Origin of the sequence: Epilithonimonas zeae (genome assembly GCF_023278365.1) — a bacterium.
Taxonomy (GTDB): Bacteria; Bacteroidota; Bacteroidia; order Flavobacteriales; family Weeksellaceae; genus Epilithonimonas; species Epilithonimonas zeae_A.
This window is the reverse complement of record NZ_CP075338.1, coordinates 1,478,033-1,497,117: the sequence shown is the minus strand read 5'-3', so window position 1 is coordinate 1,497,117 and position 19,085 is coordinate 1,478,033. Positions and strand designations below refer to the sequence as shown.

At 34.2% G+C, this 19,085-nt stretch carries 19 protein-coding genes; 16 read left to right on the top strand and 3 right to left on the bottom strand.

Features of this window, described 5'->3' with window-relative positions; all coding sequences use genetic code 11:
• Positions 1-85: 85 nt before the first annotated feature.
• Positions 86-1,198 carry a peptide chain release factor 2 gene (gene prfB, locus KI430_RS06565; RefSeq protein WP_248877456.1) on the bottom strand — a complete coding sequence of 371 codons (1,113 nt, stop codon included), beginning with the start codon at positions 1,196-1,198 and terminating at the stop codon, positions 86-88.
• Positions 1,199-1,318: 120 nt separating this feature from the next.
• Between prfB and KI430_RS06560 the strand changes: the two genes are divergently transcribed.
• From KI430_RS06560 to KI430_RS06545, 4 genes are all read left to right on the top strand, one after another.
• Positions 1,319-2,308 (top strand): hypothetical protein, encoded by a 990-nt coding sequence (locus KI430_RS06560; RefSeq protein ID WP_123280538.1) that lies wholly within the window; start codon positions 1,319-1,321, stop codon positions 2,306-2,308.
• 104 nt (positions 2,309-2,412) lie between these two features.
• Positions 2,413-2,973: an RNA polymerase sigma factor gene (locus KI430_RS06555; RefSeq protein ID WP_248877455.1), complete on the top strand. Its 561-nt coding sequence runs from the start codon at positions 2,413-2,415 to the stop codon at positions 2,971-2,973.
• Positions 2,954-3,634 (top strand): hypothetical protein, encoded by a 681-nt coding sequence (locus KI430_RS06550; RefSeq protein ID WP_248877454.1) that lies wholly within the window; start codon positions 2,954-2,956, stop codon positions 3,632-3,634. The genes KI430_RS06555 and KI430_RS06550 overlap by 20 nt, the downstream gene beginning before the upstream one ends.
• A gap of 7 nt (positions 3,635-3,641) precedes the next feature.
• The gene (locus tag KI430_RS06545; protein WP_248877453.1) at positions 3,642-4,718 is read left to right on the top strand and encodes a hypothetical protein; all 1,077 of its coding nucleotides are present in this window, start codon (positions 3,642-3,644) and stop codon (positions 4,716-4,718) included.
• A gap of 76 nt (positions 4,719-4,794) precedes the next feature.
• Here KI430_RS06545 and KI430_RS06540 read toward each other — a convergent pair whose 3' ends face one another.
• Positions 4,795-5,166 carry a hypothetical protein gene (locus KI430_RS06540; RefSeq protein WP_248877452.1) on the bottom strand — a complete coding sequence of 124 codons (372 nt, stop codon included), beginning with the start codon at positions 5,164-5,166 and terminating at the stop codon, positions 4,795-4,797.
• Between the two features lie 101 nt (positions 5,167-5,267).
• Between KI430_RS06540 and KI430_RS06535 the strand changes: the two genes are divergently transcribed.
• The 7 genes from KI430_RS06535 to KI430_RS06505 all read left to right on the top strand — a co-directional run bounded on the left by KI430_RS06535 (position 5,268) and on the right by KI430_RS06505 (position 12,232).
• Positions 5,268-5,693, top strand: coding sequence for a hypothetical protein (locus tag KI430_RS06535; protein ID WP_248877451.1), 426 nt, complete (start codon positions 5,268-5,270; stop codon positions 5,691-5,693).
• A 97-nt stretch (positions 5,694-5,790) separates the two neighbouring features.
• The gene (locus tag KI430_RS06530) at positions 5,791-6,972 is read left to right on the top strand and encodes a thiolase family protein (RefSeq protein WP_248877450.1); all 1,182 of its coding nucleotides are present in this window, start codon (positions 5,791-5,793) and stop codon (positions 6,970-6,972) included.
• Positions 6,973-7,368: 396 nt separating this feature from the next.
• Positions 7,369-8,850 carry an MFS transporter gene (locus KI430_RS06525; protein ID WP_248877449.1) on the top strand — a complete coding sequence of 494 codons (1,482 nt, stop codon included), beginning with the start codon at positions 7,369-7,371 and terminating at the stop codon, positions 8,848-8,850.
• Positions 8,851-8,858: 8 nt separating this feature from the next.
• Positions 8,859-9,671, top strand: coding sequence for an alpha/beta hydrolase (locus tag KI430_RS06520; protein WP_248877448.1), 813 nt, complete (start codon positions 8,859-8,861; stop codon positions 9,669-9,671).
• Between the two features lie 94 nt (positions 9,672-9,765).
• Positions 9,766-10,692 carry a mevalonate kinase gene (locus KI430_RS06515; RefSeq protein ID WP_248877447.1) on the top strand — a complete coding sequence of 309 codons (927 nt, stop codon included), beginning with the start codon at positions 9,766-9,768 and terminating at the stop codon, positions 10,690-10,692.
• Between the two features lie 114 nt (positions 10,693-10,806).
• Positions 10,807-11,730 carry a UbiA family prenyltransferase gene (locus KI430_RS06510; protein WP_248877446.1) on the top strand — a complete coding sequence of 308 codons (924 nt, stop codon included), beginning with the start codon at positions 10,807-10,809 and terminating at the stop codon, positions 11,728-11,730.
• A gap of 13 nt (positions 11,731-11,743) precedes the next feature.
• Positions 11,744-12,232: a GNAT family N-acetyltransferase gene (locus KI430_RS06505; RefSeq protein WP_248877445.1), complete on the top strand. Its 489-nt coding sequence runs from the start codon at positions 11,744-11,746 to the stop codon at positions 12,230-12,232.
• A gap of 189 nt (positions 12,233-12,421) precedes the next feature.
• Here the strand turns inward: KI430_RS06505 and KI430_RS06500 are convergent, their stop codons facing one another.
• Positions 12,422-13,216 (bottom strand): S1/P1 nuclease, encoded by a 795-nt coding sequence (locus tag KI430_RS06500; RefSeq protein ID WP_248877444.1) that lies wholly within the window; start codon positions 13,214-13,216, stop codon positions 12,422-12,424.
• Between the two features lie 262 nt (positions 13,217-13,478).
• Between KI430_RS06500 and uvrA the strand changes: the two genes are divergently transcribed.
• The 5 genes from uvrA (at position 13,479) to KI430_RS06475 (ending at position 18,909) form a co-directional block, all read left to right on the top strand.
• Positions 13,479-16,307, top strand: coding sequence for an excinuclease ABC subunit UvrA (uvrA, locus tag KI430_RS06495; protein WP_248877443.1), 2,829 nt, complete (start codon positions 13,479-13,481; stop codon positions 16,305-16,307).
• Positions 16,308-16,309: 2 nt separating this feature from the next.
• Positions 16,310-17,251 (top strand): hypothetical protein, encoded by a 942-nt coding sequence (locus tag KI430_RS06490; RefSeq protein WP_248877442.1) that lies wholly within the window; start codon positions 16,310-16,312, stop codon positions 17,249-17,251.
• A gap of 56 nt (positions 17,252-17,307) precedes the next feature.
• Positions 17,308-17,499: a hypothetical protein gene (locus KI430_RS06485; protein WP_248877441.1), complete on the top strand. Its 192-nt coding sequence runs from the start codon at positions 17,308-17,310 to the stop codon at positions 17,497-17,499.
• Between the two features lie 66 nt (positions 17,500-17,565).
• On the top strand, positions 17,566-18,384 hold the full coding sequence (locus KI430_RS06480; RefSeq protein ID WP_248877440.1) for a hypothetical protein: 819 nt from the start codon (positions 17,566-17,568) through the stop codon (positions 18,382-18,384).
• Between the two features lie 129 nt (positions 18,385-18,513).
• Positions 18,514-18,909: a hypothetical protein gene (locus tag KI430_RS06475; RefSeq protein WP_248877439.1), complete on the top strand. Its 396-nt coding sequence runs from the start codon at positions 18,514-18,516 to the stop codon at positions 18,907-18,909.
• The last annotated feature ends 176 nt before the right edge of the window (positions 18,910-19,085 follow it).

The window sequence follows — 19,085 nt, the reverse complement described above, 5'->3', positions numbered from 1 at the left end:
TCAAAAAGCCTCAGAATTTTCTGAGGCTTTTTTAATAGTTTTAAAAATATGCAAAATCGATTAAATCTGCGAGAAATTTAAATTTCTACAAATCATCCAACTCATCACTCCCGGCTTGCCCTTCATTCATAAGATAAGCTTTCAGAAAAGGTGTCAGATTACCATTCATTACACCGTCCACATCAGACGTTTCGTATCCGGAACGAACATCTTTTACCAATTTGTAAGGATGCATCACATAATTTCGGATTTGAGAACCCCATTCGATTTTCATCTTTCCGGCTTCGATTTCGTTTCTGGCCTTCATTCGTTCTTCGAGTTCAATCTCATAAAGTCTAGAACGTAAAAGTTGCATTGCTTTTTCTTTATTTTGAAGCTGAGAACGAGATTCTGAGTTTTCAATAATAATTCCTGTCGGTGCGTGACGAAGACGAACTGCGGTTTCAACTTTGTTTACGTTTTGTCCACCAGCTCCGGAAGAACGCATTGTTTCGAAACTAATATCAGCAGGATTAATGTTGATTTCAATAGTGTCATCCACCAAAGGATATACATAAACAGAAACGAAACTCGTATGACGTTTGGCATTACTATCAAACGGCGAAATTCTCACTAATCTGTGAACACCATTTTCTCCTTTCAGATAACCGAAAGCAAATTCGCCTTCGATTTCCAAGGTTACAGTCTTAACTCCGGCCACATCACCTTCCTGGAAATTCAGTTCACGGATTTTGTAACCTTGCTTATCTGCCCACATTGTGTACATTCGCATCAGCATACTTGCCCAGTCACAAGATTCTGTTCCGCCTGCTCCGGCTGTGATCTGAAGAACCGCAGACAATTCGTCGCCTTCATTAGACAACATATTTTTGAATTCCAGATTCTCTACTTTTTCTACTAATTCAGGGAAAGATTCGTCGAGTTCTTTTTCAGAGTCCGGGTCTTCTTTGGCAAATTCTAAAAGAACCTGCAAATCCTCAAACTGGGAATGGATTTCCTCATAGCTTTCTACCCATTTTTTCTTGGAACGAAGTTGTTTTAGGAAAACTTCGGCTTCTTTTGGTTTTTCCCAGAATTCCGGAGCGGCAGTTTTCTCGTCATCATTAGAAATTTCAATTTTTTTCTTTTCGATGCCAAGAAACTTGTGGAGGTCTTCTATTCTGGATTGTATATCTTTTATTTGGTCTGTGTTTACCACGTTTTCTTTGATTTTCGGATAGCAAATTTACGATTTTTAAACTTATTGAGTTCCTTTTATATCACTTACAAATTTTTGGAATTTCAAAATTCACGATATTTACGGCTTATTTGAAAAACTATGGAATCTTTGAAAGCTAATCTATTCTTTAAACTCATATTTGTAAGCTTATTTGCAATCATTGTCAATATCTTTATTTATTTTGCTTTTGGAAATGTTTATTCAGCTCCTTTGTTCGATATAGATTCTTTTAAAGAGCAATATGAAAGTGGTGTTTATCAATACCGTTGGTTGAGTACTTATCTTTTGATATACATTTATGATTTCTTAGAAAGCCTTCCATTTAGAATCAAATTGAAAATGGATTTTTGGGATAAAAATGCACAACCAAATATGTTTTTTGCCTATGCTTTTCTCAATACATTTTTTTTAATATTATCGAATATTATTCTTTTATTAATAACTGAAACCAAATATTTTCTTGCCAATCAATCGGAGAAAATATTTATCATTACAATTTCTACATTGTCTATTGGGATTTCGCAATTTGTTTTGGTTCCTTATGATTGTAGCAGTTATTTCTTTTTGTTTGCTTTCGTCTTAGTATTTCTGAAATATTTGGAAAATAAAAAAAATATTCTGTTGCTTTTATTGATTATTATTTTGGTTATTTCCACGCTTAACAGAGAATCTTCTGCTTTGTCATTGTCTTTTGCAGCCGTCATTTTATATCAATTATTTGGTTTGAAAAAAGAAAGTCTTATCCCAATTGGATATTTAACAATAAGTTTCTTGGCGACTTACATTCTTGTAAGGTTTGTTGCAGATAGTTTCGATGTCAGAAATGAAAATTTTTTCTTGGGAAATATTCGTGAAACCAGAAGTCGATTTGGAATTCTGTTCTGGATTGTATTTTTTATATTTAGTTTGTTGGTTTCCAATAATAAACAAACCACAAAAAATATTTTAATTTTTCATCTTTTCTCATTGCCATATATTTTTATGTGTTTCTATACAGGCGCATTGTACGAGATAAGATTATACATTCCTATTTTCTTAAGTTGTTTAATTTTTTCCAAACTTTCCTTTGATAAAATAAAAATTAATTAAATTTTTATTATTGATTTTCAGTATTTTAAATTTTAAATTGAATTAATTTAAAATTTTCGGACAACCATTTTCAAGAATTGCCGTCTTATAGTCAGAAAGAGAAAATGAAAACAGATTTACAACATATCTTTTCCAAAGCAAAGAAAAATAATCGGCTAGCTCAGAAGAGTTTGTTCGAGATGTTTTCTGGTAAGATGTTGTCGGTTGCAAATTCTTATATTAATAATCGTGATGATGCGGAAGATGTTTTGATGAATTCTTTTTATAAAGCATTTATGAAGATTGAAGATTGTAAAAATTATGAATCATTTCCTTTTTGGCTGAGGAAAATTGTGGTAAATGATTCGATTAATTTCATTCGGAAAAACAAACATATTTTGTACGCTGAAACTGAATTTGCAGATGCGATTGCAGAACAGACAGAAGATGTTTCAGAGTTTTCTCAGGATATAGATTTAGAAATTATTTTTAAGGAAATGCCGATTGGTTACAAACTGGTTTTTAACCTCGCTGTTTTTGAAGAAAAGAAGCATCAGGATATTGCGGAAATTCTAAATATCTCTGAAGGAACAAGTAAAAGCCAACTAAGTAAGGCTAAAAAATGGCTTCAAGATTATTTTAATCAACAACAAAACACCAAACAAAATGCAGAATCTGAAATCTAAATACGAACAACAGGAAATGAAAGTTTGCGACGACCTTTGGGGCAGATTGGAAGAGAAACTCGACCAAGTTCCTTCAAAAGAGAAGAGACCGAAAATATTTTGGTGGAGATTTGTAGCAGTAATTCTTCTGATTCTGAATTTCGGTGCAATTTCTTGGATGACTGATATCGAAAATAAAGTGAAAGAAACTTCGGAATTTAAATTTCCTCGAATTGAAAATCAAATTTCAAGTGTACGTCAGCATTCTGAAAATACAGGTGAAATTCAAAAATCGATTCCGATTAAGAATTCTGAAACTGAGGATGAAAAATTAGCTTTTGAGAATATTAATGAGAATCAATCAGTTAATAAAGAACAATCAATTTCAAATCAAATTCCTGAAAAGGAATTAATCATAAAAAAAGAAGAACCTCAGATTGTTTCTAAACAGGAAGAACAATTGGCTCAAACTGATATTCAAAAACCAAAAGAAAAAGTAAAATACGTGTCTTCGTCTGATTTGCTTTTCGGAGTTGAAATTGACAAAGCCAAAGCTGAAACACCAAAATCTGCAATGGGAATCAATACGATAAAATCAAATGATTCTGATTTCCCTAACCCAAAACGTATCAAACTCTTTGGAATCACGCTCTACGACAAAGATTCTACAACTACTAAATAATTAAACTATGAAATTTAAAATTTTACTTCTGGCAATGCTTTCCAGCTTTGCTACAGCACAAACTACGCTTGATAGTCAGATGAAATCTTATACTGAAAAAGTTAATTCAATCGTATCGACAGAGAAAGCGAATATGAAAGCGGAAACTGATAAAATTGATGAAGCTTTCAACTCGGGGAAAATCACGAAATCGGAACAAATCGCTCAGAAGGAAGAAGTTTCCAAAAAATATGAAGCTATTATCAATGATAAGATTGAAAACGAACGCATTCAGTTAGATGAGCTTACAAAAACAGCGGTTACAAATTCTGTTTACAACACAAAACCCGATACTTTGAAAAATAAAGATGTTTTTGTTTTAAGTACTTCAGGATTAACAATCAGGAAAAGAGGAAAATCTCCTGCGCAATATCTTAAAAGTAGTACTCTGAGTGTAGGTTATGCTTTTGCCAATCTTACCAAAGATAAAGGAAGTTTTGATCCTTTCGAAAACGATTCTGAGATGAGAATCGGAAATTCACACAGTGTTGAAGTCCAGTTTCGTACAGATCGCCAATTAGGAGGTTTTACAAGCCCCTGGTTTATAAGATATGGTTTGGCTTATAGAACCGATACTTATATGCCAAAACGTCCGCAGGTTTTTGTTCAGGATAATTCCCAATTATTTCTTGAGGATTTTCAGGAAGGAAGATTGAAACGTTCAAAATTGAGAAATGTTTACTTGACATTGCCAATTGAATTTCAATTATATCTGAATCCAAAATACACAGAATATGACGGGAAACAATATCTGGATGTGAGAAAAAAAATGTGGAAAGTTGGATTGGGAGCTTACGCAGGAATCAACACGAGAAGCATTGTGAAAGTGAAATACTATAATGAAGATGATAAATTCAGAAAGTACGACTATACTTTGGATGACGGTGTTAATGCATTCTTATTTGGAGGGAAATTCAGTCTGGGTTATGGCGGCGTTAATTTATTCATCAAAAAAGATTTCACTCCAATTTTTAATAGCAAAGCCAACTTGCCAAATAAAAACGGAATCCAAATCGGAATCGAAATTGCCAATATTGATTTTTAAGAACATTTAATTTTTCATAGAACATTCTTATACACTATTTTCTTATTGAATCACATCTTGAAAGAGATGTGATTTTTTAGTCTTTAATATAAGTTCTTTTTAACCAAAAAGCAATTTCCCAAAAAATAAGTGATACAAGAATGTTAGAAAGAACAGCCGTTAGTATCCCATAAGCATCCCAATCTGGAGCAATTTTAAAATGCCATCCAAGATATACAGTTGTAATTCCAACTGATGATGTAATGAATGCAAATAAAATATTTAAATACGTATTTAACTTTAGAAAATATTTAGCCAATACAAAATTTAGTATTCCGAATTCTAAAATCAGGATAACATTCGGATAATTAAAAAAATCTATTGAATAAGCTATTGCGACAAAGAAATAAGTCATTATCAAATAGATTATAAAGAAAAGTAGATAAGTTAATATTCTGTTTTTTTTCAATCGTTAAATTTTAACCAAATTACAAATAATCTTCAGAAAATCATTTATTACATTTTTGCAAGTCAAGAATTTTTATTTACATTGGCGAACAAGAATTAAGAATGAAAAATTTACAGTTAATCGGTTTGTTTTTGGTTGTGGCAGGCAGTTTTTTGCCATTGGTTCATATTCCAATTGTTGGAAACTGGAACTATTGGAAAGTTGACCATACGCTTTCGATAGCGGTTTGGGGATTTTCTTTATTGACGCTGGTTTTCATTCTAATCGGCAAAAATAAATTCGTGAAAATAATGGTATTTCTAATGATATTGCTTTTTGTTTTCACAATTGTTGCTGTTAAGTTAAAATCTTTAGATTATTTCAGCTTTCTACCGTTCAAGTCTTGGCAATCTACATTTGCAGGAATTGTGAAATTATCGTGGGGATGGTTCATTGAATTTTTAGGAGTTGCTCTAATTTTAATCGCATCAAGAAAAAATAGACTTGAACCACAAAGGCTCAAAGATTGGCACAAGGAACACAACTAACTTTAGAATGAATGAAAGGACATTGTGAACTTAGTGAAAAATATTTGTGAACCTTGTGTTTAAAGAAAAAATATCAATACAAAAAATTAAAAATATTATGAAAGAAGTATTCATTGTATCAGCGGTCAGAACACCAATGGGAAGTTTTATGGGAAGCCTGTCGGGTGTTCCTACAACACAATTGGGAACGGCTGCGGTAAAAGGAGCTTTAGACAAAATCAATCTTGACCCAGCTTTGGTTCAGGAAATTTATATGGGGAACGTTTTACAGGCTGGTGAAGGACAAGCCCCGGCAAGACAAGTCGCTTTGGGTGCAGGATTATCCAATCACACACCTTCTACAACCATTAATAAAGTTTGTGCTTCCGGAATGAAAGCAGTGACAATGGCTGCTCAGGCAATTAAAGCTGGAGATGTAGATGTTATTGTTGCCGGAGGAATGGAAAATATGTCAAGCGTTCCGCATTATCTGGACGGGAGAAGCGGTGTGAAATTAGGAGAAATTAAAATGCAGGATGGACTTCTGAAAGACGGTTTGACCGATGTTTACAACAAAGTTCATATGGGTGTTTGTGCGGAACTATGTGCCAAAGAAAATGATATTACAAGAGAAGAGCAGGATGCGTTTGCTATTCAATCTTACAAAAGATCGGCTGCAGCTTGGGAAGCCGGCAAATTTGCAGATGAAGTTGTTCCTGTAACCATTCCTCAAAAAAAAGGAGAACCAATTGTTTTCTCAGAAGATGAAGAATATAAAGCAGTTAAATTTGATAAAATTCCAACTTTGCCGACTGTTTTTCAAAAAGAAAACGGAACAGTAACTGCAGCTAACGCATCAACGCTGAATGACGGTGCGTCTGCTTTGATACTGATGTCAAAAGAAAAAATGGAAGAATTAGGTTTGAAGCCATTAGCTAAAATCATTTCTTACGCTGATGCAGCGGTTGAGCCGGAAAGATTCACAACGGCGCCTTCCAAAGCTTTACCAATTGCGCTTAAAAAAGCAAACCTCACCAAAGATGATATTGATTTCTTCGAGTTCAATGAAGCATTTTCTGTGGTTGGTCTGGCAAATAACAAAATACTTGGTTTGGATGATTCTAAAGTGAATGTGAACGGTGGTGCGGTGTCGCTTGGGCATCCATTGGGAAGTTCCGGTTCCAGAATTATTGTTACCTTAATCAATGTTTTGAAACAGAATAACGGAAAATACGGTGCAGCTGCAATCTGTAATGGTGGCGGTGGCGCAACAGCGATTGTTATCGAGAATTTACAATAATAATTTTGAAGTATAATTTTAAGAACCCTTTCAGAGTTTCAAACTCTGAAAGGGTTTAGAGTTTGTAATTTACTAGGGGTGCATACCGATTTTTCAGGTTCGCCTATCTATTTCATAGGCTCACCTGTGTTTTTGGTATGCGGACCTATGTTTTATGTAAGCTCACTTAACTATTTCCTAAGCTTGCCTACGTTTTTGGTAGGCGAGCCTATGTTTTATGTAAGTTCGCTTATCTATTTCTTCGGCTCACCAACTAACTTGGAAGGCTCGGCTAAAGATTGCAAAGGCGAACTACAGTTTTAATTACTTGTAATCTTAAACTTGAAACAAATAAAACCATTAATTAATCATTTTATTTAATGGTTTTTTTATTTTTGTCTAAATAATATATTTCCAATGTCAGAAATAGAAACAACGACCACAGAAAACTCAATCAAAAATAACCCGAAAATAATGCGCGCCTGGGCATTGTACGATTGGGCGAACTCGGTTTATTCACTGGTAATTACATCTACCATTTTCCCAATTTATTACTCGATTCTCACAACAGCTTATGAAAAAGATGAGTATGTGAAAGAAACGGGACAATGGATAAAAGTTCCAGTGCGAAATCTCATTAAAATATTTGGTAAAGAGTATCAGCCGGATGCGGTTTATGGTTATTCATTGACGCTTTCGTTCGTGATTGTCGTTTTATTATCACCGATTTTGTCATCTTTGGCAGATACGATTGGAAATAAGAAATCATTCCTTCAGTTTTTCTGTTATCTGGGAGCGACGTCTTGTATGGGATTGGCGATGTTTACAGGGATGGGAACCGTTTGGCTGGGATTATTATTCAGTGTGACGGCGAGTGTCGGATTCTGGGGAAGTTTGGTGTTTTACAATTCCTTTTTACCGGACATTGCAACGCCTGACAAACAAGATGCATTATCTGCAAAAGGTTATGTTTATGGTTATATCGGTTCTGTGATTTTGGTTGTGATTTGCCTTGTTCTGATTCAGGTTTGTGCTGAAACACCAAAACAGGCAGCGATTTATACTAGAGTTAGTTTCTTATTGACAGGAGCCTGGTGGTTTGGATTTTCACAATATACATTCAAACATTTACCTCAATTTGGTCAAGTTAAGGAGCAATTGCCAAAAGATTTGGTGTTGCTTAATTATAAAAATATTTTCAAGAGTCACGCAGAGCAAGGTGGTTTTGTTGAGGTTTTCAAAGATAACATCAGTTTTTATATCGACATCGTTAAGCAAAGTTTCAAAGAATTATTCAAGGTTGGAAATCATCTTTTCGGAGACAGAAATCTGAAATATTTCCTGACCAGCTTTTTCTTTTATAGTGTCGGGATGCAGACGATTTTCCTGATGGCGACATTATTTGGAAAGAGCGAAATCAATATGGCTCAGGACAAATTGATAATGACATTGTTATTAATCCAAATTGAAGCGATTATCGGTGCATTATTTTTCTCTTGGTTATCAAAGAAAATCGGAAACAAAAATGTCATCAGCATTACTGTAGCGATGTGGATTGGAGCTTGTCTTGCAGCTTACTACCTTAATAAAGAAAATCCGAATGTTGAATATCAATTCTACGGAGTTGCCGCTGTAATTGGCTTGGTAATGGGAGGTTTGCAGGCGATGTCTAGGTCAACTTATTCCAAATTGCTTCCAACAGATTCTATGGACAATACAACGTATTTCAGTTTCTATGATGTATTAGAAAAATTGGCGATTATTCTTGGAACATTCATCTTTGCAACATTGATTGAACATTACAATAATATGCGATTCGCAGCATTATCAATGAGTATTTTCTTTGCTTTAGGATTGATATTCATCCGTTTTCTTAAGGTTAAAAATAATACTAAATAACTACGTTTTTGAAAGTATTAAGTTTCGCATTTTTATTTCTTTTTTCGATTTTAAATGCCCAAAAACCAATCGTTGAGGATTTGAAAATCGGTCAAAAAGTAACATTGACATCTGAAGTTCTGAAAGAAAAAAGAATCCTGAATATCTATCTTCCACAGAATTATGATAAGACCAAATCTTATCCTGTGGTGTATATATTGGACGGAAGTATGAACGAAGATTTTCTTCATTTGGTCGGACTTCAGCAGTTTTTCAATTTATCGTTCAAGATGCCCGATTTTATTGTTGTCGGGATTGAAAATGTTGATAGAAAAAGAGATTTTACATTTCACACAGATTTGAAAGATTTACAGCAAGATTATCCTACTACTGGACATTCGGATAAATTCATTCAGTTTGTTGAGCAAGAATTACAACCATACATCGATAAAAATTATAACACCGATAAAACTAAATATATCATTGGACAATCATTAGGCGGATTGGTAGCAACAGAAATTTTGTTGAATAAGCCACAGCTTTTCACGCACTATTTCATTATCAGTCCGAGTCTTTGGTGGGACAACGAAAGTCTTTATAATAATGCAGCAAAATTGATTACTCAACAGAAAGATGACGAGCGATTCGTTTATATTTCTGTCGGGAAGCAGGAACATCCGATGATGGTAAAAGAAGCGGACGGATTATATCAGATTCTTAAAAATTCCGGGAAAAAGAATTTAAAATTAGAATATAAGTTAATGACCGACGATGACCACGCGACCATTTTGCATAAAAGTGTTTATGAAGGTTTTCTGAAATTATTTCCTCCCAAAGATTAATTTTGATTAATTAATAGAAATTTAAATTTTCGGTATTAAAATTGATAATTTTTGAAAGAAAATATTTTGTAAATTTGCAATATCAAAACACGATATGAACAACCCTTTATTTTACGCAAAAATTCTTTTGTTCGGTGAGTACGGCATTATTGAGGATTCTCAGGGACTTACTTTACCTTACAGTTTTTATAAAGGAACCTTGAAATTCTCAGATCTGGATAATGATTTTGAAAAAAAATCTAATCAATCTCTGGAAAAATATTCCCATTATCTTTCAGATTTAGAATTACCTTCCGACTATCAACTGGATGTTAAATCGTTCCAATCAGATATTGCAAAAGGTTTGTTCTTTGATTCTAATATTCCCCAAGGTTACGGCGTTGGAAGTTCTGGCGCTTTGGTAGCTGCAATTTTCGAAAAATATTCTGTTATCAAAAGAAATCCTGAAACGATTTCAAAAGACGAACTGAAAGATTTGAAAGTAATTTTCGGACAATTGGAAAGTTATTTCCACGGAAAAAGTTCAGGAATCGATCCGTTAATTTGCTTTATGAACCTTCCGATTCTGATAGAAAGCAAAGAAAGTGTGGACAAAGTGGCTATCCCGAAAGAAGAATTGGGCAAAGGCGCTATTTTTTTGATTGATTCTGGTGTTACCGGCGAAACAGGACCAATGATTCAGATTTTCTTTGAAAAATTGAAGAATGAGGGTTTCCGTAAGACTTTGAAAGAAGAATTTATCCGTTACAATAATGCTTGTATCGACGCTTTCCTGAAAAAAGATATGAATCCGTTTTTCCGTAATCTGAAGAAATTATCCGTCTGGGCTTACGAACATTTCCGCCCGATGATTCCGGAAAATCTTTTCAATGTTTGGAAAAAAGGTCTGGATTCAAACGCCTATTATCTTAAACTTTGCGGAAGCGGAGGCGGCGGTTATATCCTTGGTTTTGCAAAAGATTATGCAAAAGCGGAAGAGATGTTGGAGGGATTCCACAAAGAAGTGATTTACAGATTTTAATCGAATTTATATAACTAAGTCTTTGACTCCGCTCAGACTGACAGCTCTAAATTATAGTTAGCATTAGCGTTGTCACATTGAGCGGAGTCGAAATGTTTAAGTGCAATAATAACAATGACAAACGAAGCAAAACCGACTTCACGAAATGCTCTCTACCGTATTTCTCAGTTGATGGGTTTTCTTTTGGGTGCTCGTTTTTTTGTGGCGGTTCTGCTTACTTTTGCGCTCTATGTTTCCACGTTTTTCCTATTTAATAGAGAAGAAAGTTTCAGGAATTTTGTCTTCGATTACAAAGTTCACTCCATTATCATTTGTTCCGTTCTTAGCATTTTAGCTGGTGGCATTATCAATCGGTTTTATGACAAAGAAAAAGACCAGGTTACAAAGCCTTTCCGTTTCAGATTGCAGAACTTTTTGAAAGAAAAATATTTTCTCACAGCTTATATTGTTTTGAACGCCTTGTCACTTGGATTGGCATTTTTTGTGTCGCATAGAGTTTTTATTTTCTTTCTGATTTATCAGTTTTTGATGTGGTTTTACAGTCACAAACTCAGCAAAATTATTGTTCTTAACAATTTCACTTTTGTGTCGTTAACGCTTTATCCGTTTTTCGGGATGTTGATTTATTACCAGACATTTTCGCTCAAGATTTTATTTCTGGCGATTTTTCTTTTTCTGATGTTGTTTATTATTGACGTTATAAAAGATACATTAACAAAAAATGCTGATAAAATGTTCGGCTATGATACAATCGCTAACAGATTGGGGTTTCAAAACACAAGGTCAATTTTATTAATTTTATTAATCATTACCTTTGCAATTTCTGTGATTCTGAGTGTTGGCATCGGATTCAAAAATATAATGGCTTGGTACTTTTTAGCAACTATATTTGTTATTATAGGAACTGTTTTTATGTTGTTTCGAAATCAAAAAAATGATAAATTCAAATCTTTGAATCTCCTAAGATTATGGATTTTCTTCGGGATTTTAGCAATGCTTTTCGATGGGATTTTCCACAAATATCCTTGGTTGATTTAAAATAAATATTAGAATGTCAATAATAATTAGAGAAAATAAGAAAGAAGATAACAAGATACTCGCAAAGATTATCAGAACTTCTTTTCACGATTTTGAAGTAAGTTGTACCAATGGAACAGTTTATTCTGACCCAACTACGGATGATTTGTATTCATTATTTCAGACTGGGAAATCAGCTTTATTTGTTGCCGAAGAAAATGGTTTGATTTTAGGTTGTTGCGGTATTTTTCCAACAGAAAATCTTCCTGAAAATACGACAGAGCTTGTCAAGTTTTATCTTACAAAAGAAGCCAGAGGAAAAGGAATCGGAAAGTTATTAATGGAAAAATGTGTTGAAAAAGCAAAAGAATTAGGCTATCAACAAGTTTATCTGGAAAGTTTACCAGAATTCAGCAAAGCTGTTTCCATTTACGAAAAGCAAGGATTTCGATATTTGGAAAAAGCTTTGGGAAATTCCGGACATTCCGGTTGTAATCTTTGGATGATTAAAAAGTTGGACTAAGATTGTATCAACAAATCTTGAAAACTAATCAAATAAAAAAGTCCAATAACCTTTTGGAATTGGACTTGTTAAATAATCTCTCGCTGATTGAGCAAATTTTACAGATTTTTTATTAATTATAATCTGCTAAATCTATAAAATCTGCGAGAATTTAAAAATTTAAATATATTCAGAACTAAACTTCTGATTCTATCCGAAAATATCATTCAACACTTTCGCTAATCGCAATCCGCCGTAAAGCAACTGTCTTTCAAGTGTGGATTCAAAACGATAATTGTAATTATAACTCAATTTGGAATCTTTAGGAGTTTGATAATAGATTGAATTAGCAATTTTGTGGCTGTCAAATAACCATTCTTCTAATGTTCCGCTCTGGATTTGTTTCACTTCATCTTTGGATTTGATGTCCAGAAGATTCGCAAATTCTGTATAAGTATATTTTTGGTCATCAACCAATTTGGAGTCCCAAAGGGAATGCAGATTAGTGTTTTGTCCAAAATAAGTCAGATTGATTCTATTTCCTCCCAAATCCTCCGCTCTTCCAACGTGCAACGGCTGATGAAGATCTCCTACCAAGTGAATCAGGAAAATCAAAGCTTCTTTTTTATCTTTATCAGAAACATTTTTGTCTTTGATTTTATCAGATAAAATTCTGATTTGAGTGTAAAGATTCGGAGATTTCTGAACCAATAAAGAATCTCTAAACTGTTGAAAATTCTTCTGTGGATTGATGTTGACATAATGCCAAGACGAAGTTTCTTTCCAAACACCTGTTGTATCGGATTTGATGAAATCCGGCCAGTTGGCGTAGTAAGCCATTTTCTGTTCTCCAAATAATTTTTTGATATTTCGTTGAGCTTTGGAACTCAAGTGATGTTGTGCTATTTCCGCTACAATCCTGTGTCCTGTCAATCCCCACGCAAAAGAGTAGAGTGATGATAAAACACAAATTGCGAATGTGAATCTTGATAAAATACGTTTCATTTTTTTTTATTATTTCAAGTTGCAAAGATAGTTTTAGCTCAAGTTTTATTCCCTAAAAAACATTGTTAAATATTATTAAACTTATGTTTGATTTTTATCGCAAAGACGCAAAATATTTTAATTTTTATAATTGTTAAGAGTTGCCAAGGTAAACTTTGCGTCTTTTTAAGTTTTATTAATTTTCAAAAATTGGCGCCTTTGCGATGATTAAAAAACGAGTTAATTTCCGTATTTTTGCGTTTTCCCAGAATGAGACTTTTCAATGAAAGATAATCAGGACTTTATCGAAGTTTACGGTGCTAGAGAACACAATCTCAAGAATATATCCGTAAAAATCCCAAGAAACGAATTGGTTGTTATCACAGGACTTTCCGGAAGCGGAAAATCTTCTTTGGCTTTTGATACGATTTTTGCTGAAGGGCAACGCCGTTACATCGAAACTTTTTCGGCTTATGCAAGACAGTTTTTGGGCGGATTGGAACGTCCGGATGTTGATAAAATCGAAGGTTTATCGCCGGTTATCGCCATCGAACAAAAAACGACGAACAAAAATCCACGTTCAACCGTTGGAACCATTACGGAATTGTATGATTTTTTGAGACTTTTGTTTGCAAGAGTTTCGGATGCTTATTCATTGAGTTCAGGAAAACGTTTGGTAAGTTATACCGAGGAACAAATTCTGGAAACCATTAAAGATAACTTCAAAGGGAAAAAAGTTTATCTGCTGGCTCCGGTTGTGCGTTCGAGAAAAGGACATTACCACGAGTTATTCATTCACCTTTCCAAAAAAGGTTATTCACAAGCCAGAATAGATGGTGTCTTGCAGGACATCGAATACGATTTGAAACTTGACCGTTACAAAACGCACGACATCGAAGTGGTGATTGATCGTTGGATCATTGGCGAAAATGCTTCTGAAGCCAGAATGTCAAAATCGCTGAAAACGGCTTTGGAAATGGGAGAAGGAATCATTGCGATTCAGGAAATGGGACAGGATGAAGTTCACTTTTTCAGTAAGAGTTTGATGGATGATTCTACAGGAGATTCCTTGGCTTTACCAGAACCAAACACCTTTTCTTTCAATTCTCCAAAAGGTCATTGCGAGACTTGTAAGGGTCTTGGAACCATAAAAAAAGTCAATACGGATTATTTTGTTGAAAATGATAAATTATCAATTAACCAAGGTGCATTGTTGCCTTTAGAACAAATCAAATCCAACAAATGGATTCTGTCTCAGATCAAATCGATACTTGAAGTTTTTGATTTAGGATTGACAACGCCCTTTAAAGATATTCCGAAAGAAGCTTTGGAATACATCTATTACGGTTACAGCAGTGATATTACAAAAGAACTGAAACATGCCGGAATCTCGAAAAAAATCAAAATCAATTTCGAAGGTTTAGTGAAAATCCTTGAAGAAATTGTTGAAGAGAGAGAAAACTACGATGCGGTTTTGGTAGAACGAAATTTCACAACCGAAGAAACTTGTCCGACTTGTAAAGGCGCACGTCTTCGTCAGGAAAGTTTAAGTTTTAAGATCGATGGAAAAAATATAGCAGAAGTTAACGGATTGTCTTTGTTGGATTTCAAAGATTGGTTGGCGGATGTTAAGGATAAATTCAGTGATAAAAATAAATTAATTGCTCACGAAATTCTAAAAGAAATCGAAACCAGATTACAGTTCCTTTTGGATGTCGGTTTGGATTATCTGAGTCTCAGCAGAAGCTCAAAAACACTTTCTGGAGGAGAATCTCAGCGTATTCGTTTAGCAACTCAGATTGGTTCTCAGTTGGTAAATGTCCTTTACATTTTGGATGAACCTTCAATCGGATTGCATCAACGTGATAACGAAAGATTAATTAAATCTCTGAAAGAATTGCGCGACATCGGAAATTCGGTTTTGGTTGTGGAACACGACAAAGATATGATTCTGGAAGCCGACCACGTTTTGGATATTGGTCCAAAGGCGGGAAAATTCGGTGGCGAAATTCTTTGGCAAGGTAATCCGAAAGATATTACCAAAGCTAACACCATTACAGCCGATTATATCACGGGAAAACGTAAAATCGAGATTCCTGCTGAAAGAAGAGCTGGAAACGGAAAATCAATTGTTCTGAAAGGTGCGACTGGAAATAATTTGAAAAATGTAACGCTGGAGATTCCACTTGGGAAGTTAGTTGTCGTTTCAGGAATTTCGGGAAGTGGAAAATCATCGTTGATCAACGGAACTTTGTACCCGATTCTGAATCGTCATTTTTACAGAGCCATCCAGGAACCTTTGCCATACAAAAGTATCGAAGGTATTGATAATATCGACAAAATCGTAGATGTTGATCAAAGTCCAATCGGAAGAACACCACGTTCCAATCCTGCGACTTATACGGGGATGTTCACAGATATTAGAAACCTTTTTGCTGAATTACCGGAAAGTAAAATCCGCGGGTACAAAGCCGGACGTTTTTCTTTCAATGTAAAAGGCGGAAGATGTGAAACCTGTCAGGGCGGCGGTTTGAAAGTCATTGAAATGAATTTCCTTCCGGATGTTTATGTCCATTGCGAAACCTGCCACGGGAAACGTTTCAACCGAGAAACACTGGAAGTTCGTTATAAAGGAAAATCGATTTCTGATGTTCTCGATATGACAATTAACGAAGCGGTAGAATTCTTCCAGCCAATTCCGAAAATCTTTAACAAAGTGAAAACCCTGAAAGATGTTGGTTTGGGCTATATCACAATCGGACAACAATCCACAACTTTGAGTGGAGGAGAGGCGCAACGTGTGAAATTAGCAACCGAACTTTCCAAAAAACAGACTGGAAACACACTTTATATTTTAGATGAGCCAACAACAGGACTTCATTTCGAGGATGTCAAAATTTTGATGGAAGCTATTGAACAGTTGGTGGATTTGGGCAATTCCTTCATCATTATCGAACATAATATGGATGTGATCAAACTCGCTGACCATATAATCGACGTTGGACCAGAAGGTGGAAAACACGGCGGACAAATCATTGCAGAAGGAACACCAGAAGAGATTATCAAATCTAAGAAAAGTCTGACGGCTAAGTTTTTGAAAAAAGAACTTTAGAAATGAATAATAAGATCAAAAACAGCTTAAAATTTCTACTGGTTTTTTCAGTGATGTTTTCTTGCAAAAAAGAAGAAACAAAAACTTCTGAGAACTTAGTTGTTAGCGATACAATTTCAGCTGTGGGCTCTAAAGAAGAATCTTTTAAACCAATTGATACAGCTTGTTCGGCAAAGAATACGACTCGAGATTATGTTCTCGCATTTCAGTGGTATCAGAAGAAAACGGAAAAAGAAACGGCCAATAATTTACCGGAACAGAACGATAAATTGTATGATGATTATTCTAAAATCCGTAATCAATATATTGCTTGTCTAAATAATGCTGAGAGCAAAATTTTAGAAGAATATGTTAATTATTACGATTCTGGAAGCGATAGTTATAAGTTTCCCGAAAATGTGAAAAAACTTAAATCCGAACTTGAAAAAGCAGATCTTGAGTTTTGGGATATTGGTGAGGGTTATACGGAAATCCGATCGTTGCCCAATCATTATTATTCGATTTTCAAAGGTAAGGTAACTGCAGACTACGAAACTTATATTTATCAGTTGTCGAAGGAAGAAGAAGTTTTGTATCAAGGCGATGCAGCTCTTAATATCTCTTGGAAAGAATTAGGAAACAGAACCATATTCTGGGAAAATTTTGTCAAAAAATATCCAAAAAGTCCTTTGGTTTCTAATGCTAAAGAATTTTATAATAATTACTTACACGATTATCTTTTCGGCTTGGATAATACTTCAACTTTTAACATTGTTGGTGAAACTAATTATGGTTTGAATGAAGAAAACAAAATGGAATTTAGAAGATTCATCAAAGAAAATCCAAATTCTAACACAGCAAAAAAAGTAAAGCAATTAATAGAACTTTTTGATTCCAAAATTTCTTTTGAGGAAATCCAAAAACGGATTAATCTAGAAGAAAGAAACTGGGAAAAATATCCATAGTTGAAACAAAAATTATAATTGGTATCAGATTTGTCATTCTGTAAAAAAAAGCAGTTATGAAATCATTTAAATTTTATTTGGCAACAATTATTTTTTCTTTAAGTTTTGTCGCTTGTGCAGTGCCACCAAGACCGCCGAAGCCGCCAAAACATCCAAGACACGGTGCCAAACCAATGCCGCCGGGACAAGCTAAAAAAATCTACGGAACCAAGTCTGCAAAGCCCTTTGCTCCGGGACAAAACAAATAAATAGACATCAAGGATTTTGAAATTTCAGAATCCTTTTTTATTTTTAAATCATTAAATAAAATACAAATGAAGCAATATTTTATACAAATAATAATCTGTTTAGTTTTCGTTTCGTGTCAGAAAAAAGAAATTGTTTCAAAGAATCTTCCAACGAAAATAGAAGATAAAGTGATAAGCGAAAAAAAATATGAATTCGATAAAAATTCAGTTTTTGGGGTTTATCAGTTGACGGACAAAGATTTCGCAATCTGCATTCCGGTTCAGTTTGACAACCGAGATTTGCCATTATCTAAAGAGTACGAAGATTTCTTAAAGAAGGATTCTCTGCCGTGGATCTATGGAAAAGATATGAAAGATTATAAATATTATGACACCTTGCATATCGACAGATTGATTTATAACAAGAGATTTGAAAATGTCTTCAGGAAAAAGATGAAAGACAGTTTGTTCGTTTATGGGACAAAATCTGGACAGCTGTGTAAAATAAAAAAAGTCGTTTTTCAATCCAACGACTGCGGAAACGATTATATCGCATACATTTTGGATTTTAATCAAAAGATAAGTGGAAATCCTCTAATTGCTTCTGAGAAAGAGATTCCTCTGAATTATAACAATGACAATTCTGGAATTAATACAAAGATCAAGAAGTTTGCGGCAAAAGAAAGTACAGAAACGATGTACGGAGTTGGAAAATACAATCCCATTATTTTTTCTAATTACAATAATTTGTATTTCACTTTTTACGATGATTTCAAATGGTATAACAAAAATTCCGGTTCAGATTGTCAATTCCCTGAACGTGCTGTTTTTGAAGTTGATCCACAGGGAAAAATAAAAATGCTTTGGAGTTCAGAAATGGATCTTTTAGGCTTACCTTGTTTATAATATTTAATTTTTTTCTAGATTCCAAATGTTAAATTTTCACTCTCAATGTTAATTTAATATTAACTGATTGTAAATTTTATGTAACTTTGTCGTAACATTAGATAAGTAATAACTTAAAATCAATTGATTATGGACAAGAAAATGCTAGCGTTATCAATATTTTTATTTGGATTTTTAGGAACGCTAAACTTAGTAAAAGCTCAAACGACAGACAACAAGATACAGGAAGTTTTCATTAATTCCGGAGACGGTTTCGGTGAATTAAGAAAATTGCTGAAGGATAATTTCGACTTCACAAACCAAGATTACAAAGAAGGCGTGGTGAATTCCGATGTTAGATTCAGTCTTTCGGAAGAAGGTAAAATCACCAACGTTCATGCCAACGGCGACTGCAAAAACGTGAGCAAAGAAATCGAGAACGTATTGTCACACCTCATCTACAAAGTAGATATGGACAAATTGAGTCAAAAAATGGTAGCATCATCTTATGTAATGCCGGTGAGCGTTACCATAGACAACCGATAAAAGTTTAAAATTGTTAGGGAAAAGTCATACATTTTGGTGTATGGCTTTTTTTATGACTAATAATTTGGGCAGCTATTTCCGCCTTCCGTTCCCAAACCTAACGAAGTGGTTCGACGAAGTCAATCTTTTTTGCAAAACGATTTCAGATTAAAAAGAACTTAAGTACAAGCAAAAAA

Excerpts from the sequence above, each read along its gene's own strand:
- KI430_RS06560 (WP_123280538.1), top strand. The coding sequence starts at position 1,319 with ATGGAATCTTTGAAAGCTAATCTATTCTTTAAACTCATATTTGTAAGC.
- KI430_RS06555 (WP_248877455.1), top strand. The coding sequence starts at position 2,413 with ATGAAAACAGATTTACAACATATCTTTTCCAAAGCAAAGAAAAATAAT.
- KI430_RS06550 (WP_248877454.1), top strand. The coding sequence starts at position 2,954 with ATGCAGAATCTGAAATCTAAATACGAACAACAGGAAATGAAAGTTTGC.
- KI430_RS06545 (WP_248877453.1), top strand. The coding sequence starts at position 3,642 with ATGAAATTTAAAATTTTACTTCTGGCAATGCTTTCCAGCTTTGCTACA.
- KI430_RS06535 (WP_248877451.1), top strand. The coding sequence starts at position 5,268 with ATGAAAAATTTACAGTTAATCGGTTTGTTTTTGGTTGTGGCAGGCAGT.
- KI430_RS06530 (WP_248877450.1), top strand. The coding sequence starts at position 5,791 with ATGAAAGAAGTATTCATTGTATCAGCGGTCAGAACACCAATGGGAAGT.
- KI430_RS06525 (WP_248877449.1), top strand. The coding sequence starts at position 7,369 with ATGTCAGAAATAGAAACAACGACCACAGAAAACTCAATCAAAAATAAC.
- KI430_RS06515 (WP_248877447.1), top strand. The coding sequence starts at position 9,766 with ATGAACAACCCTTTATTTTACGCAAAAATTCTTTTGTTCGGTGAGTAC.
- KI430_RS06510 (WP_248877446.1), top strand. The coding sequence starts at position 10,807 with ATGACAAACGAAGCAAAACCGACTTCACGAAATGCTCTCTACCGTATT.
- KI430_RS06505 (WP_248877445.1), top strand. The coding sequence starts at position 11,744 with ATGTCAATAATAATTAGAGAAAATAAGAAAGAAGATAACAAGATACTC.
- KI430_RS06500 (WP_248877444.1), bottom strand. The coding sequence starts at position 13,216 with ATGAAACGTATTTTATCAAGATTCACATTCGCAATTTGTGTTTTATCA.
- uvrA (WP_248877443.1), top strand. The coding sequence starts at position 13,479 with ATGAAAGATAATCAGGACTTTATCGAAGTTTACGGTGCTAGAGAACAC.
- KI430_RS06490 (WP_248877442.1), top strand. The coding sequence starts at position 16,310 with ATGAATAATAAGATCAAAAACAGCTTAAAATTTCTACTGGTTTTTTCA.
- KI430_RS06485 (WP_248877441.1), top strand. The coding sequence starts at position 17,308 with ATGAAATCATTTAAATTTTATTTGGCAACAATTATTTTTTCTTTAAGT.
- KI430_RS06480 (WP_248877440.1), top strand. The coding sequence starts at position 17,566 with ATGAAGCAATATTTTATACAAATAATAATCTGTTTAGTTTTCGTTTCG.
- KI430_RS06475 (WP_248877439.1), top strand. The coding sequence starts at position 18,514 with ATGGACAAGAAAATGCTAGCGTTATCAATATTTTTATTTGGATTTTTA.